This is a genomic window from Paeniglutamicibacter kerguelensis (assembly GCF_017876535.1).
In the GTDB taxonomy this organism is placed as follows: domain Bacteria; phylum Actinomycetota; class Actinomycetes; order Actinomycetales; family Micrococcaceae; genus Paeniglutamicibacter; species Paeniglutamicibacter kerguelensis.
The window spans coordinates 2,792,123-2,806,075 of record NZ_JAGIOF010000001.1 but is presented as its reverse complement, the minus strand read 5'-3'; the positions used below and the strand labels follow the sequence as shown (position 1 = coordinate 2,806,075).

At 61.3% G+C, this 13,953-nt stretch carries 15 protein-coding genes and 1 tRNA gene; 14 read left to right on the top strand and 2 right to left on the bottom strand.

Annotated features, from left to right (window positions below; translation table 11 throughout):
* Positions 1-118: 118 nt before the first annotated feature.
* From JOF47_RS12910 to JOF47_RS12885, 6 genes are all read left to right on the top strand, one after another.
* Positions 119-1,267 (top strand): acetoin utilization protein AcuC, encoded by a 1,149-nt coding sequence (locus tag JOF47_RS12910; RefSeq protein WP_210001640.1) that lies wholly within the window; start codon positions 119-121, stop codon positions 1,265-1,267.
* Positions 1,268-1,337: 70 nt separating this feature from the next.
* Positions 1,338-1,790 carry an ArsR/SmtB family transcription factor gene (locus JOF47_RS12905; RefSeq protein WP_209999055.1) on the top strand — a complete coding sequence of 151 codons (453 nt, stop codon included), beginning with the start codon at positions 1,338-1,340 and terminating at the stop codon, positions 1,788-1,790.
* A gap of 182 nt (positions 1,791-1,972) precedes the next feature.
* A complete protein-coding gene (gene gdhA, locus JOF47_RS12900; RefSeq protein ID WP_209999052.1) occupies positions 1,973-3,316 on the top strand; it encodes an NADP-specific glutamate dehydrogenase in 1,344 nt (447 codons plus the stop codon).
* 380 nt (positions 3,317-3,696) lie between these two features.
* Entirely contained in the window at positions 3,697-4,809 is a 1,113-nt protein-coding gene (locus JOF47_RS12895; RefSeq protein WP_209999050.1) for a 3-deoxy-7-phosphoheptulonate synthase, read from the top strand.
* Between the two features lie 195 nt (positions 4,810-5,004).
* Positions 5,005-5,217: a helix-turn-helix domain-containing protein gene (locus tag JOF47_RS12890; protein WP_209999048.1), complete on the top strand. Its 213-nt coding sequence runs from the start codon at positions 5,005-5,007 to the stop codon at positions 5,215-5,217.
* Positions 5,218-5,361: 144 nt separating this feature from the next.
* Positions 5,362-5,460 (top strand): 30S ribosomal protein bS22, encoded by a 99-nt coding sequence (locus tag JOF47_RS12885; RefSeq protein ID WP_003792170.1) that lies wholly within the window; start codon positions 5,362-5,364, stop codon positions 5,458-5,460.
* 125 nt (positions 5,461-5,585) lie between these two features.
* Here the strand turns inward: JOF47_RS12885 and JOF47_RS12880 are convergent, their stop codons facing one another.
* Positions 5,586-6,401: an HAD family hydrolase gene (locus JOF47_RS12880; RefSeq protein WP_209999046.1), complete on the bottom strand. Its 816-nt coding sequence runs from the start codon at positions 6,399-6,401 to the stop codon at positions 5,586-5,588.
* A gap of 50 nt (positions 6,402-6,451) precedes the next feature.
* On the opposite strand from JOF47_RS12880, the gene JOF47_RS12875 reads away from it, so the two are divergent.
* Complete coding sequence (locus JOF47_RS12875; protein ID WP_209999042.1) at positions 6,452-6,706, top strand: glutaredoxin family protein; 255 nt, start codon at positions 6,452-6,454, stop codon at positions 6,704-6,706.
* Positions 6,707-6,804: 98 nt separating this feature from the next.
* Positions 6,805-7,500 (top strand): redox-sensing transcriptional repressor Rex, encoded by a 696-nt coding sequence (locus tag JOF47_RS12870; RefSeq protein WP_209999039.1) that lies wholly within the window; start codon positions 6,805-6,807, stop codon positions 7,498-7,500.
* Positions 7,501-7,607: 107 nt separating this feature from the next.
* On the opposite strand, the gene JOF47_RS12865 is transcribed toward JOF47_RS12870, so the two are convergent.
* Positions 7,608-8,369, bottom strand: a complete 762-nt coding sequence (locus tag JOF47_RS12865; RefSeq protein ID WP_209999029.1) for a hypothetical protein — start codon at positions 8,367-8,369, stop codon at positions 7,608-7,610.
* Between the two features lie 269 nt (positions 8,370-8,638).
* Between JOF47_RS12865 and JOF47_RS12860 the strand changes: the two genes are divergently transcribed.
* The 6 genes from JOF47_RS12860 (at position 8,639) to JOF47_RS12835 (ending at position 13,777) form a co-directional block, all read left to right on the top strand.
* Positions 8,639-9,301: a histidine phosphatase family protein gene (locus JOF47_RS12860; RefSeq protein WP_209999022.1), complete on the top strand. Its 663-nt coding sequence runs from the start codon at positions 8,639-8,641 to the stop codon at positions 9,299-9,301.
* A gap of 4 nt (positions 9,302-9,305) precedes the next feature.
* Positions 9,306-9,932 carry a TlpA family protein disulfide reductase gene (locus JOF47_RS12855; protein WP_209999020.1) on the top strand — a complete coding sequence of 209 codons (627 nt, stop codon included), beginning with the start codon at positions 9,306-9,308 and terminating at the stop codon, positions 9,930-9,932.
* Positions 9,929-10,723, top strand: coding sequence for a cytochrome c biogenesis CcdA family protein (locus JOF47_RS12850; RefSeq protein ID WP_342592771.1), 795 nt, complete (start codon positions 9,929-9,931; stop codon positions 10,721-10,723). The genes JOF47_RS12855 and JOF47_RS12850 overlap by 4 nt, the downstream gene beginning before the upstream one ends.
* Positions 10,723-12,342, top strand: a complete 1,620-nt coding sequence (resB, locus tag JOF47_RS12845; protein WP_209999018.1) for a cytochrome c biogenesis protein ResB — start codon at positions 10,723-10,725, stop codon at positions 12,340-12,342. The genes JOF47_RS12850 and resB overlap by 1 nt, the downstream gene beginning before the upstream one ends.
* Before the next feature lie 20 nt (positions 12,343-12,362).
* Positions 12,363-13,385 carry a c-type cytochrome biogenesis protein CcsB gene (ccsB, locus tag JOF47_RS12840; RefSeq protein WP_209999016.1) on the top strand — a complete coding sequence of 341 codons (1,023 nt, stop codon included), beginning with the start codon at positions 12,363-12,365 and terminating at the stop codon, positions 13,383-13,385.
* 318 nt (positions 13,386-13,703) lie between these two features.
* Positions 13,704-13,777: transfer RNA gene (locus JOF47_RS12835), tRNA-Met, on the top strand.
* Positions 13,778-13,953: the final 176 nt, after the last annotated feature.

Genomic DNA, 13,953 nt, shown 5'->3' with positions numbered 1-13,953 from the left:
AATGCGACGCAAACATGAAGTGTCCCGAGACACAGCCGGGTTGCCGATCGCGTAGCCTAAGTGGGTGCTAGACGTAACAGGACCCGTGCCGCCGACCCAGGTGATCTGGAGCGAGCAGATGATGGCCTATCGCTTCAGCGAAACCCACCCCATGCATCCGCTTCGCCTGGATTTGACCGCACGGCTGTGTCGGGAACTCGAGCTGTTCGACAGGGAAAACGTCACAGTCGTCGAGCCGCACGTCGCCTCCGACGACGAATTGGCGGCGGTGCACGAGCGCGGCTACATCGCCGCGGTGCATGAGGTCAGCGCCAACCCGGAGGTCCCCAACGAGGCCCGCGGCCTGGGCACCGAGGACAACCCCGCCTATGCGGGCATCCATGAGGCCAGCGCACGTCTGGCCGGCGGTTCCATCGACGCGGCGGAAGCCGTCCTTGGCGAAAGCGCGCTGCACGTCGTGAACTTCGGCGGCGGCATGCACCACGCGTCGGCTGGCAAGGCCAGCGGGTTCTGCATCTACAACGACGCGGCGCTGGCCATCGAACGGCTGCTGGCAGGGGGCGTGCAAAAGGTCCTCTACGTCGACGTCGACGCCCACCACGGCGACGGCACCCAGTCCATCTTCTGGGACGACCCCCGGGTCATGACGATCTCCATCCATGAATCCGGCATGTCGCTGTTCCCCGGCACCGGGTTCGCCAACGAGATCGGAGGGCCCAATGCAGCGGGCACCGCCGTGAACCTGGCAGTGCCCGGGCTCACCGGGGACGCTGCCTGGCTACGTGCCTTCCACGCGGTGGTTCCGCAGCTCGCCGCCGTGTTCGGCCCGGAAGTCATCGTCTCCCAGCACGGTTGCGACGGCCACAAGGACGACGACCTGTCCAACCTGCGGTTGAGCGTCGACGGGCAGCGCCAGAACGCGCTGGACATCGCCGAACTTGCCCAACGCCTCTGCGGCGGGCGCTGGATCGCCACCGGCGGAGGCGGCTACAACACCACCTCGGTGGTGCCCCGGGCCTGGAGCCACCTGGTGGCCATCGCCTCCGGCAAACCCGTCCCGCTGCGCACCCCCGTGCCACGCCCGTGGCGCGAATACGTGCATGAACGGTACGGAATCTGGACCCCCGAGACCATGGGCGACGACGCGGAACTGTGGTGGCGTTCCTGGGAGGTCGGCTACGATCCCGCGGACCCGGTCGACCGCAGCATCATGGCCACCCGCAAGGAAGTGTTCCCGCTCTTCGGCCTGGATCCCTGGTTCGACTGATCTGGTTCGAGCGACCTGGAGCGGAATGGGCAAAGATGCCATTGCGCGTATATACGGTTAGGGTTATCCGGTGGCTCACGACGATATTTTCTCCGCATTGGCAGACCCCACCCGGCGCCAACTCCTACAATCCCTGCGCGCGGAGTCGCGCTCTGTTGGTTCCCTGGTCGAATCCCTGGGCGTTTCCCAGCCGACGGTTTCCAAGCACCTGAAGGTGCTGCGCGAGGCGGGCCTGGTGTCCATGCGCGCCGACGGCCAGCGCAGGTACTACGCACTTGAACTTCCCACCTTCACCTCGTTGCAGGAATGGCTTGAGGCCTTCCTGCCGCCGGCTCCGGCCCTGGCTCTGGTCCCCGCCGCGGGTGCGGAGCTGGACGCAGCCCACCACGAGGTCTCGCACCAGGCGACCGCCGCCGCGCAACAATTGGGCCGCTCCGTCGGCAGGGGCCTGGAACAGGTCACCGGACGTGCGCAGGACTTCCTGGAACGCCTACCCAAGCCCAAATTCGGCCGCAAGCGCTAGTGTCACCCGGCGGGCAAAAGCCCGCCGGACGGGGTTGAAACGTTACGCGCGGCTGGTTCTTTGATTACGTCCGGTTGGGTTGCCGGGTGTGGTGCATGTCATTCTCAGGTTGTGGGGCAGCGTCGCCGGACATGGCGGTAGCTTGCCCCCGTGCCTGCCCCAAGTGATGAAGGAGATAAGACTTGGACCAGCATTTAGCAACCATCCGCGATGAAGTTTTCCGTCGTAATCCCGGTGAAGCAGAATTCCACCAGGCGGTTACCGAGGTATTCGAAAGCCTCGAGGCGGTTTCCCGCAAGCACCCCGAGTACGCCGAGGCTGCAATCCTGCAGCGTTTGTGCGAGCCGGAGCGCCAGATCATCTTCCGTGTCCCGTGGACCGACGATGAAGGCCGCGTGCAGATCAACCGCGGTTTCCGTGTGGAATTCAACTCCGCACTGGGCCCGTACAAGGGCGGCCTGCGCTTCCACCCCTCCGTTTACCTGGGCATCGTCAAGTTCCTGGGCTTCGAGCAGATCTTCAAGAACTCGCTGACCGGCATGCCCATCGGCGGCGGCAAGGGCGGCTCGGACTTCGATCCGCGCGGCAAGTCCGACGGAGAAGTCATGCGCTTCTGCCAGTCGTTCATGACGGAGCTCTACCGCCACATCGGTGAATACACCGACGTGCCGGCGGGCGACATCGGCGTGGGCGGCCGTGAAATCGGCTACCTCTTCGGCCAGTACAAGCGGATCACCAACCGCTACGAATCCGGTGTGCTCACCGGCAAGGGCATCAGCTGGGGAGGTTCCCTGGTTCGGCCGGAGGCCACCGGCTACGGCGCTGTGATCTTCACCCAGGAAATGCTCAAGACCCGCGGTGCCAGCTTCGACGGCCAGCGCGTTGTCGTTTCGGGTTCGGGCAACGTTGCAATCAACGCCATCGAAAAGGCTCAGTTCCTGGGCGCGAATGTTGTTGCCGCCTCGGACTCCGCAGGCTACATCGTTGACGAGCGTGGCGTGGACGTTGAACTGTTGCGCCAGATCAAGGAAGTCGAACGTGGACGCATCAGCGACTACGTCGAGCGCGCAGGTTCCAAGAAGGTGCACTACGTCGAGGGCGGCAACGTCTGGGAGGTGGACGCGACCGTGGCGCTGCCGTGTGCAACGCAAAACGAGCTCAACGAGATCGACGCCAAGCGCCTGATCACCAGCGGTGTCATTGCCGTGGCCGAAGGCGCCAACATGCCTTGCACCGCCGCAGCCACCGCGCTGTTCCAGGACGCAGGGGTGCTCTTCGGCCCGGGCAAGGCAGCGAATGCCGGCGGCGTTGCAACCTCCGCACTGGAGATGCAGCAGAATGCCAGCCGCGACTCGTGGAGCTTCGAACACACCGAGCGCCGACTGACCGAGATCATGGTCGGCATCCACGACCGCTGTGCAACAACGGCCGACGAATACGGAATGCCCGGCAACTACGTTGCCGGCGCAAACATCGCCGGCTTCGTCAAGGTTGCCGACGCGATGCTGGCCCAGGGCCTCATCTAACCGGCCACATTGCATCGCCCACGGGGCGCCGTCGCGAAAGGGAATCCGCTTCCCTTTCGCGACGGCGCCCCGTGCCGTATCCGGCGGGCCGGAGTGCTTCAACATGTCATGTTCGTCATGAAATTGGGCATCACGGTGGATTGTCTGTACATTGATCATCATGACTAATCGTTGGTATGCGTATTTTGTGTCGGCTCTGGAGGGGCCTAAGACGCGATAATTTCGCATACCCACCTTCAGAGCCGACAAGGGCCGCAAGCTATTGCTTGTGGGCCCTTCGCTATTTTCACCATAGCGGCCCTGAAGAAATACGCAGCGATTGTCGGGGCCGCATCGAACGCTAGGCCCTCAGATGCAGGGCCGGAATCGAAAGGCCCGCCATGAACCCGAATATCCTGAACGCAGATGCACCGGCCCGCGCCAACACCAATGAGCGAGTGGTTTCCTTCACCGAGTTGCCGAGCCCGGCCGAACTGCTGAGCGAACTCCCAACCACCGACGCCCAGGCATACAGGATCACCCGGGCCCGCCAAGAGGTGCGCGCGGTGCTTTCGGGATTGGACCAGCGACTGCTGGTCATCGTGGGTCCGTGCTCGATCCATGACCCGGCCGCCGGACTCGAATACGCAGCACGCCTTGCCGCAGCCGCAAAAAAGCACGAGAGCGAACTGCTGATCGTCATGCGCAGCTACTTCGAGAAGCCACGCACCACGGTGGGGTGGAAGGGCCTGGTCAACGACCCCCACCTCGACGGAAGCCACGACATGGGTGCGGGACTCCGCGCGGCACGTGAATTCATGCTTTCCGCCAGTGCACTGGGCCTGCCCCTGGCGACCGAATTCCTGGAGCCGCTCAGCGCCCAGTACCTCGCCGACGTGATCAGCTGGGGCGCAATTGGCGCGCGGACCACCGAAAGCCAAACCCACCGCCAGCTGGTCTCCGGGCTTTCGATGCCTGTTGGGTTCAAGAACGGCACGGATGGATCTGTGCAGGTGGCAATCGACGCGTGCCAGGCGTCGTCGGCAGCCCAATCGTTCATGGGAATCGATGAGTCGGGACGCACTGCCGTTGTGCACACGGCCGGCAACCAAGACGCCCACCTCATCCTGCGCGGCGGGGCAGCCGGACCAAACTACCGGGAAGGCGATGTCGCCGCCGCCTCGGAGGCCATGGCCAAGGCCGGCATGAACCCACGGGTGATCATCGATGCAAGCCATGCAAACTCGGGCAAATCCCATGTCCGCCAGGCTGAGGTGATCACTGAACTTGCGGCACGCATTGCTGCCGGGGACACGACCATCGCCGGCATCATGGCCGAAAGCTTCCTGGTGCCCGGCGCCCAGAAGCACGACCCGGATTCTGTGGAGGTGGGTACGGACGTGCTGGAGCAGCTGACCTACGGCCAGTCGGTCACAGATGCCTGCATGGGCTGGGAAGCAAGCGCCGACGCACTCGAGGAGTTGGCCGACGCGGTGCGCGCCTCGTGGGGCTAAATGCTGACGCCTGAAACCGCCTCACACGGCTCCACTTCAATACACGGATACCTACCGTTCACTTTGGTCACATCAGCCACTAATGTGGGTGGAGGGGGAACGAAAAGTACTTTGGAGCGTTGCTGTAACAAGGAACGACGACGGTGATTCTAGCCGTCACGACTCCTTCGTTGGGAAAGTCAGGAGCATCGGGTCATGGTTGAAGCGAAACACTTTGCCAATGCGAAATTCATGACGGTGGCCGAAGTCGCCGAGGTGATGCGGGTTTCAAAGATGACGGTTTACCGCTTGGTGCATTCGGGTGAATTGCCTGCCGTGCGTTTCGGTCGATCCTACCGGGTGCCCGAAAATGCGGTGGAAGATTACCTGCGTGCCGCCGGTCTTGGAAACATTTCCGGCGCAGGATAGGACCCCGCCTTGCAAGGTGGTCAGAACCTGCCCGAGAAGCAGGTAATCTGTTAAGGAACGTTTAACGTCCAGTTGACTGCATTCTGGTGCTTTGATGCCGAAGAAGTTGTAGTCGGCAATCGAATCAGTTTGTGAGGAACCACTATGGGCTCAGTTATTAAGAAGCGCCGCAAGCGTATGGCCAAGAAGAAGCACCGTAAATTGCTTCGTAAGACCCGCCACCAGCGTCGTAATAAGAAGTAAATGCCGGTTCCGGTTCATCCGGATACTTTGCATGTAAAAAGGTGCGCTCCCCTTCGGGGGAACGCACCTTTTTGCATGTGGCGGCAGGCCGAGTCAATTCTGGTGCCGCGAGCAGTGCCCTGGCATCATGGGCGGCGGCGCACCATTCCAAGGCTGCGCCACAGGCCCCATATCGCTCCAGAGACGCCCGCAGCTTTCAACCCGAAGGTTGCAGCCCTGCGTCCCGTGCGAAAGTCATAGATCGGCCAATTCTGGCGTTTGGCGTGATGGCGCAACTTGGCATCCGGGTTGATCGCCACCGGATGTCCCACGGCTTCCAACAGCGGGATGTCGTTGTGGGAGTCGCTGTAGCCCCAGCAATCGCCCAGATCCAGACCCTCGGCCACCGCCAGCTCCCGGACCGCTTCGGCCTTCGCAGGCCCATGCAAGATCTCACCGACCAGTCTGCCGGTGTATGCCCCCTGGACGTGTTCCACTGCCGTTCCCAGTGCTCCGCTGAGCCCCAGCCTGCGCGCCATGACCGAGGCGACTTCCAGCGGGGTTGCCGTCACCAGCCAAACCTTGCGCCCGGCGTGCAAATGCTGTTCGGCGATGGCACGGGTTCCCGGCCAAATCTTGGATTCGATGAACTCGTCGTAAATTTCATCCGCAAGGTAATGCATTTCGGCCACGGGGAAACCCTCCACCAAAGTGAGTGCGCGATCCCTGATCGCCCTGATATCCCCGAGGTGCTCGCCGCGGGCGGCGAAACGCAACTGGTGCAGAAGGAACCACAGGATTTGGCGGAGCGAAAAAGCCTTGTGCCTGTACATCTTGCGGGCCAGCGGAAAAAGCGATGCGCCGCGCATCATGGTGTTGTCCACATCGAAGAAGGCAGCCGTCGGGCGCATCTTCTCCGTTTCCTCGTCATTGGGCAGGACATGAGTTTGTGTGGCGGGCATCCCCACAGTCTATTGCACGCATTTTGTCGCGGAGCTGTAGCGTTAGATTCATGAGCACTGCGAAGACACCCCACGAGATCACGTTGTTAGTCCGTTCCGGGTGCCATCTGTGCCATGCGGCCATGGAAACGCTCGACGAGGTCACAACCCGGATGGGATATGAGTGGCAGAGCGTTGACATTGACGAGCATGCAGATCTCTTGGCCAAGCACTCCGAGGAAGTGCCGGTGCTCCTGATCGACGGGAAGGTGCGGGATTTCTGGGTCATTGATCCGCAACGCCTGGAATCGATGCTCTGCAACTGACTGGGGCCGCTGCCGTTCCAAACACTGGAACTCGCTTGCCTGCGCCAAGGAATAGATCGTAGGGTCATGAAAAGATCCAAGGAATGAGTCGGAGCACGATGCCAACCCCGCAACACCCCCCGGCAGACGATGGAGTAGAGCCGCCGGCACACCCCACGACTGGCTCCCTCGAGCGGATTCTTCCCGAGGCCACCCTGGCACGGCTTACCCAATACCTGCGGGCCCTGAACACGCTTCAAACCCAGGGACAGACAAGAACCTCGTCCGGCCTCTTGGCCACGGAGTCGGGTGTCAACCCCTCGATCCTGCGGAAGGACCTTTCCCTGTTGGGGTCATACGGGACCAGGGGAGTGGGTTACGTCGTCACCGAGCTGGCCGAACACATTTCAAAGGCCATGGGCCTGAACCAACAATGGCGTGTGGCGATCATCGGTGCCGGCAACTTGGGGCGTGCGTTGTCCGGATACGGCGGTTTCCGCAGCCGGGGATTTGAGATTGTCGCGCTTTTGGACGCGGCACCGGATGTCATCGGATCCACGGTCGGAGAGCTGACTGTTGCCGATACCAAGGACCTGGCTTCGGTTCTCGAAGCCACGGCCGCCAACATTGCCGTACTTTCGGTTCCCGGCGCAGCGGCGCAGGGCCTGTGCGACAAGGTCGTTGAATGCGGGGTGCGCAGCATTCTGAGTTTCGCACCGGTCGTCCTGCAGGTGCCGGATGGGGTCAACCTCCGGAAAGTCGATCTGGCGACCGAGCTACAAATCCTGGCCTACCACGCCCAAAACATCGTCTAGGGCTTCGCGCTGGGAGTCTCGGCGAACAAACGCCAGGCCCTTAACCGACTGAGGGTTCCCGAACGCGGGTTTCCCCGCATTCAAGAACCCTCGATCGTGAATGCTTCTTAGCGGTAGCCTGCTGCGCGGGCCGCGCGTCGGGCGGCGATGTAGGCGCTGGCGGGACGTAGCCAGGCGAAGACCACGCCGACGACGCCTGCAAGGATGGACAGGATGGACAGGAGCGTTCCGCCGAGCAGTCCAAAGACGGAAAGGGCAGCGAAAACCGTTGCGAAAATGCGGGCAACGTTGCTTCCCTTGCGGATCATGAACGCGAGCAAGACGTAGATCGCCAGCGAAATAACGGAGAAGACAATGATCATGGTGTGCAAGAAGCTGAGGAATGCATCGATCGACATGCCGGTGGCCTGCAATTGCTGGTCAAGCTCCGGCACCGTGGCAAGCTGCTGACGGATCAGGTTCGCGTCGAAGCCGATGACTGCGCCGAGCACCGACAGGACGCCGGCTGCAATGATGACCCAGAACGCGATGTCGAGTTCCTTGGGGCGTTCGGTAGGCATTTGAGGCGCCGGGAAATTGCCCTGCGGCGGTACAGGGAACCCTGTGCCATAAGGCTGCTGCCCATACGGGGTCGGCGCCTGGGGCGGCTGGCCGTAGGGGTTGGGGTTCTGGCCGTAGGGATTTTGCCCATATGGATTGGGGTTCTGCCCGTACGGATTCTGCTGCGGGGCACCAGGCTGGGGAGCCTGGCCGTATGGAGGAGGCACGGGAGGGTTCTGGCCCTGCGGAGCGACCTGCCCGTACTGTGGTGGCGTGGGATTGGCCGGCGGGGTCTGCGGGTTCTCCGGTTCGTTCTCAGGTGTCGACATGACCTGCTCCTTCGGTTTGAAAATACGTCTTACGCATCACAATATCCGCTGCTATCTGGTTTTATCCCCCTCCTAAAGGATGGTTTTAGAGCCGGGCATGCTTCGACAGAAGTTGGTCGTTGCCCACGAAACCAGCCGGGTGGCTGCGGGATCTTGCCTGCGCGGTTGCTGTGAAACGACGGAACGACGGCCCAAGTCGCGTGCCCGAACATGGCGGGGATCATGTTCCCTGTTTAGGTAACCCACCAAAGTTTTGAGACACTTAAGGCATGTCGACTGCTACCGTTCACCTTCTGCGTCACGGCGAAGTGTATAACCCGGACAGGGTTCTCTACGGTCGGCTACCCGAATTCCATCTCTCCGACCTTGGCCATGAAATGGCACAGCGCGCGGCAGAGTACTTCACGGCCCAGCAAGAGGCCGGCGCGAACATCACGCACATGGTTTCGTCTCCGCTCGTTCGAGCCCAGGAAACCGCCAACCCGACAGCCAAGGCGCTCGGGCTGGATATTGTGACCGATGATCGGATCATCGAGGCCGCGAACCGATTCCAGGGCCTTTCACAGATCAAGGAACGACTGAAGGAACCAAAATACTGGTCCTACGTCGTCAATCCCTTTCGTCCTTCCTGGGGGGAGCCCTACCGGGACCAGGTAGAACGAATGATGGCCGCCATTGTTGAACACCGCGATCTCGCGGTTGAACTTGGCGGTAGCGGAGCGCAAGCCATTCTGGTCAGCCACCAGCTGCCGATTTGGGTCACGCGCCGAGCAGCCGAAGGCAAAGCCCTCTGGCACGACCCGCGGAAACGCGAATGCACTCTCACCTCCGTGACTAGCCTGGACTTTGAAGGTGAAAGTCTGGTCGCCGTCCGCTATGCAGAACCCAGTGTTGACCTCTTGGCCAACGCTGCGAACATTCCTGGAGCCTGAGATCATGACCGATCCCACTTCGTCCCAACCATCGCGTTTGGGACGACGCACTTTCTTGCGTGCAGCCATGCTCGCCGCAGCGGCGCTGCCGCTGGCTGCTTGTGTCGGAGAAGAAGACCCGCTGGCCAAGCAGGCCCGCGAAGGCAACAACAAGAACTACATCGCCGGCGATGGATCGGTCCAGGAATACGGCCCCAAGTCACGTACCGAGCCCGTGGAAATCAACGCCACCGCCTACGACGGATCGAAGATCGATTCGGCCGACTGGGCCGGCCAAGTGACGGTCCTGAACTTCTGGTACGCCGCCTGCGCGCCGTGCCGCATCGAAGCACCGCACATGGTTGAACTCAGCGACGAGTTCAAGGGCAAGGCGGAATTCATCGGCATCAACGTCCGGGACGAGAAGGACGCAGCCGAAGCTTTCGAACGGACGTTCGGCATCAAGTACCCGTCGGTGCAGGACACCCAGGGTGCAATCCAGCTGGCCATGACCAAGTACGTTCCGCTGCAGGCCGTGCCCACGACCTTGGTTCTCGACCGACAGGGACGCGTGTCAGCCCGCATTCTCGGTGTTGCGGAGAAACCAACGCTCAAGGCCCTGATCAACACGGCCCTCACCGAGTCGTTGTGATAGCTCCGTCGCTCGTTGCTGCTTTGGCGGTACCGGCCGAGGGAAATGCCTTTGCCGAAATTGTTCAGGACGGATCGCTGCTCCTGGCCGTGCCCGTAGCCATGCTTGCCGGGCTTGTATCCTTCCTTTCTCCCTGCGTACTTCCGTTGGTTCCTGGCTATTTGGGCTATGTCACTGGCCTCTCCGGGGCAGATCTTGCAGACCAAAAACGCGGACGCATGGTCACCGGCATAGGTCTGTTTATTCTGGGTTTCACCGTCGTCTTTGTCCTCGCCGGAGTGGTTTTCTCGCAGGTTGCAGGTTGGATGGCATACAAGGGCTCATGGGTTACCCAAGTCCTTGGGATCGTGGTGATCCTCATGGGCGTGGTGTTCATGGGTGGTTTTTCGTTCATGCAGCGAGAAGCGAAGATTCACCGCAAACCCCCGGCGGGACTGTGGGGCGCGCCCGTTTTGGGACTCACATTTGGTCTGGGATGGGCCCCCTGCATTGGGCCAACGCTCGGTGCCGTTCTGATTATGGGCGGTGAATACGGCAGTAGCCCGACCAAGGGGGCGCTGCTGACATTCTTCTATTGCATGGGTCTGGGGCTGCCTTTCCTTTTCATTGCGATGGGTCTGCGCCGTGGCATGGGCGCCATGAAATTCTTCCGTCGACACCAGCTTGCGGTAATGCGCTTTGGTGGCGGCATGCTAATACTTCTGGGCATCTTGATGGCCACCGGCCTTTGGGGTACCTGGGTTACACAATTGCAAGATTGGTTCGCCAACGAAGTCAGGTTGCCCATCTAATGGCAAAGCAAGATATGAAAAAAGACGTTGCAGTTCCGACACTCGGGTTCATCGGGATGCTTCGCTGGGCCTGGGCCCAGCTCACCAGCATGCGCACGGCGCTGTTCCTCTTGCTGCTGCTGGCAGTGGCTGCGGTTCCGGGATCCGTGTTCCCGCAGCGTGCGGTCAACCCCGAGCAGGTTGCTGCATACCTGACCAACAAGCCCACCCTCGGCGCCTGGCTTGACCGGTTCCAGCTCTTTGACGTGTTCTCTTCGGCTTGGTTCTCGGCAATCTACCTGCTGCTGTTCATCTCGCTGATCGGTTGCATCCTGCCACGCGTAAAGAAGCACGCGAAGGCCCTGCGAACCCCGCCTCCACGCACCCCGTCGCGGTTGAATCGACTGCCGCAGAACGGCACGATTGAGATCGAATCGGCCGAAACCTCGGGAATCAGCAACGAGCAGATCATCGCCGATGCAGCCAAGTTGCTGAAGAAGCGCGGTTACCGGGCCGAAGCACGCCCGGAAGGCGCCAGCCCCTCGGTCGGTGCCGAACGTGGCTACAGCCGCGAAGTCGGCAACCTGCTCTTCCATATTTCCTTGGTTGGCATCCTTGCCTCGGTAGCAGTCGGCGGCTCGTTCGGCTACAGCGGGCAGCGCGTCCTGGTCGAGGGGGAGACCTTCGTCAACTCCCTAGTTTCCTACGACTCCTTCAAGCCCGGCACCTGGTTCAAGGAAGAGTCGCTTAACCCGTACTCGGTCAAGCTGGACAAGTTCAACATCACGTTCGACCGCGAATCCACGACCCACTTCGGGCAGCCCATCGACTTCACCGCCGAGGTCGAAACGCGCCGGAGCCCGGATGCTCCGGTGCAAAAGGAAAACATTCGGGTCAACCACCCGCTGCGGATCAACGGCGCCGACGTTTACCTCGTCGGCAACGGATATGCCCCAGTTGTGACGGTCCGCGACGGACAGGGCAACGTATCCTTCAGCGGCCCCGTTGTTTCGGTTCCACAGGACGGCATGTACACCTCGCTGCTGGTCATCAAGGCCCCGGACGCAAAGCCGGATCAGCTTGGCTTCCAGGGGTTCCTGCTGCCGACGGCGATGACCGATGAGACAGGCTTTGCCATTTCCGGCGACCCCAACGCCGTCAACCCGCAGCTGCAGCTGAACTCCTACTACGGGAACCTCGGCTTGGACGACGGGAACCCGCAAAACGTCTACGTGCTGGAAACGGATCAGCTCAAGGAGCTGAACAACCGCAACCTCAAAGCCGGCGGCATCGTCTTGGGCGCCGGACAAAGCTATAACCTGCCGGACGGCAAGGGAAGCATTTCCTTTGACGGACTCAAGCGCTTTGTCGGCCTCGACATCAACTACGATCCGAGCAAGCGCCCGGTGGCTATTTTTGCCGGTCTCGCCCTCCTGGGCCTGGCCATCTCCCTCTTCACGCCGCGTCGTCGGGTCTGGGTGAAAATCAAGACCTCGGTTGACGATTCTGGACGTGAAGAGCGGATAATCGAATACGGATTGCTGGCCCGTGGTGAAGACCCTCGCTTGGAATCTGAAGCGAAGGAATTGCGCAAGCTTCTTGAGCAGCAGTGGCCCGCCGTCGTGCGTGCCGGAGTCTAGGAGACCTTATGGGAAACGACATGCCCACTATCAACGAGACGTTGGGGCAATACAGCGATCTGTTCATGTTGCTTGCAGCATTCGTCTATGCGGTGGCGTTCATCGCCTTCGCCTGGGACTTGGCGAAGTCCAGCAAGCTGATCAGGGAAATTGATGCAGCAACGCTGGAAGCCGAGAAAAAGGTCCTGGTGGCTGCGGGGGCCGGAAAATCGGCACCTGTGGCAGGGGGCTCGACCGGTGAAGAGCTGGTCAACGATTCCATGGACTACGTCCCGGCGTCCGAGAAGCGCATGTCCGCCAAAGTCGCGGTATCGCTGACCTGGCTGGGCGTGCTCATCCACGGCTTTGCCGTGGTCAGCCGTGGCATTGCGGCAGGCCGTGTGCCCTGGGGCAACATGTATGAGTTCCTTTCCACGGGCTCCTTCATCGTGGCTTTCGTCTTTGTCGTGGTGCTGATCAAGAAGGACCTGCGTTTCATGGGCACCTTCGTCATCGGACTGGTGACGGTAATGCTCTGCGGTGCCACCATGGGGTTCCCGACTCCGGTTGCGCACCTGGTGCCCGCCCTGCAGAGCTACTGGCTGATCATCCACGTGTCCATCGCAGTGTCGGCCTCCGCACTGTTCACCATCAGCTTCGCCATGAACGTCCTGCAGCTGGTGCAGCATGCCCGCGTTGAGGCCCTGGCTGCCGGCAAGTCCGACAAGTTCCCCTTCATGGGTGTCGTGCCGAGTGCGGGCGCCCTTGAGAACTTCGCATACCGCATCAACGCGGTTGCCTTCGTCATGTGGACCTTCACCGTCATGGCCGGCGCCATTTGGGCCGAGGCGGCCTGGGGACGCTACTGGGGCTGGGACACCAAGGAAGTCTGGAGCTTCGTGATCTGGGTTGTCTACGCGGGGTACCTGCATGCCCGTGCAACCGGTGGTTGGACCGGCGCACGCTCGGCCTGGTTGAGCATCATCGGCTACCTCTGCCTCGTCTTCAACTTCACCATCGTGAACATCTACTTCAACGGCCTGCACTCCTACGCAGGACTGTAAGGCCGAATTGCCGAATGGTGGCCCGCTGCTTCGCATTGCAAGCAGCGGGCCACCATTGCGTTAACATCCCGGCGCCATCTGGACGGGCACCGGGACAGACCTTGACACGTCGACAAAGTGCGCGAAATGGAAAAAACACCTCAAGCCACGTGATTGTACTCACGCGCAAGAATTCTGCGTTCGGACAGGTTTCGCTCCGCTCCGGAGTGACAGGAGACCGAAATACGCCCGATTACTCGGCAAATCGGGGGATTTTCGATGAAATGCCCCCTCGATTAGGCGTGAGGCCAAACCGCTGTTAGGGTTAGTACATACCGACGCGGGGTGGAGCAGTTCGGTAGCTCGCCGGGCTCATAACCCGGAGGTCACAGGTTCAAATCCTGTCCCCGCCACAAAGAGAACAACCCATGATCCTGCTTCTGGATCATGGGTTGTTCTCTTTAACGAGACAGGCCCGAACCGGGCCCGCTGTTGCCCGATCGCTGTTTCAGCTGTTAGGCTCGCCTCTTGTCGGCTCCGCACCGGAGGCGGCACATGAAAACCCCGAAAACGGGAATCGGTCTACAAC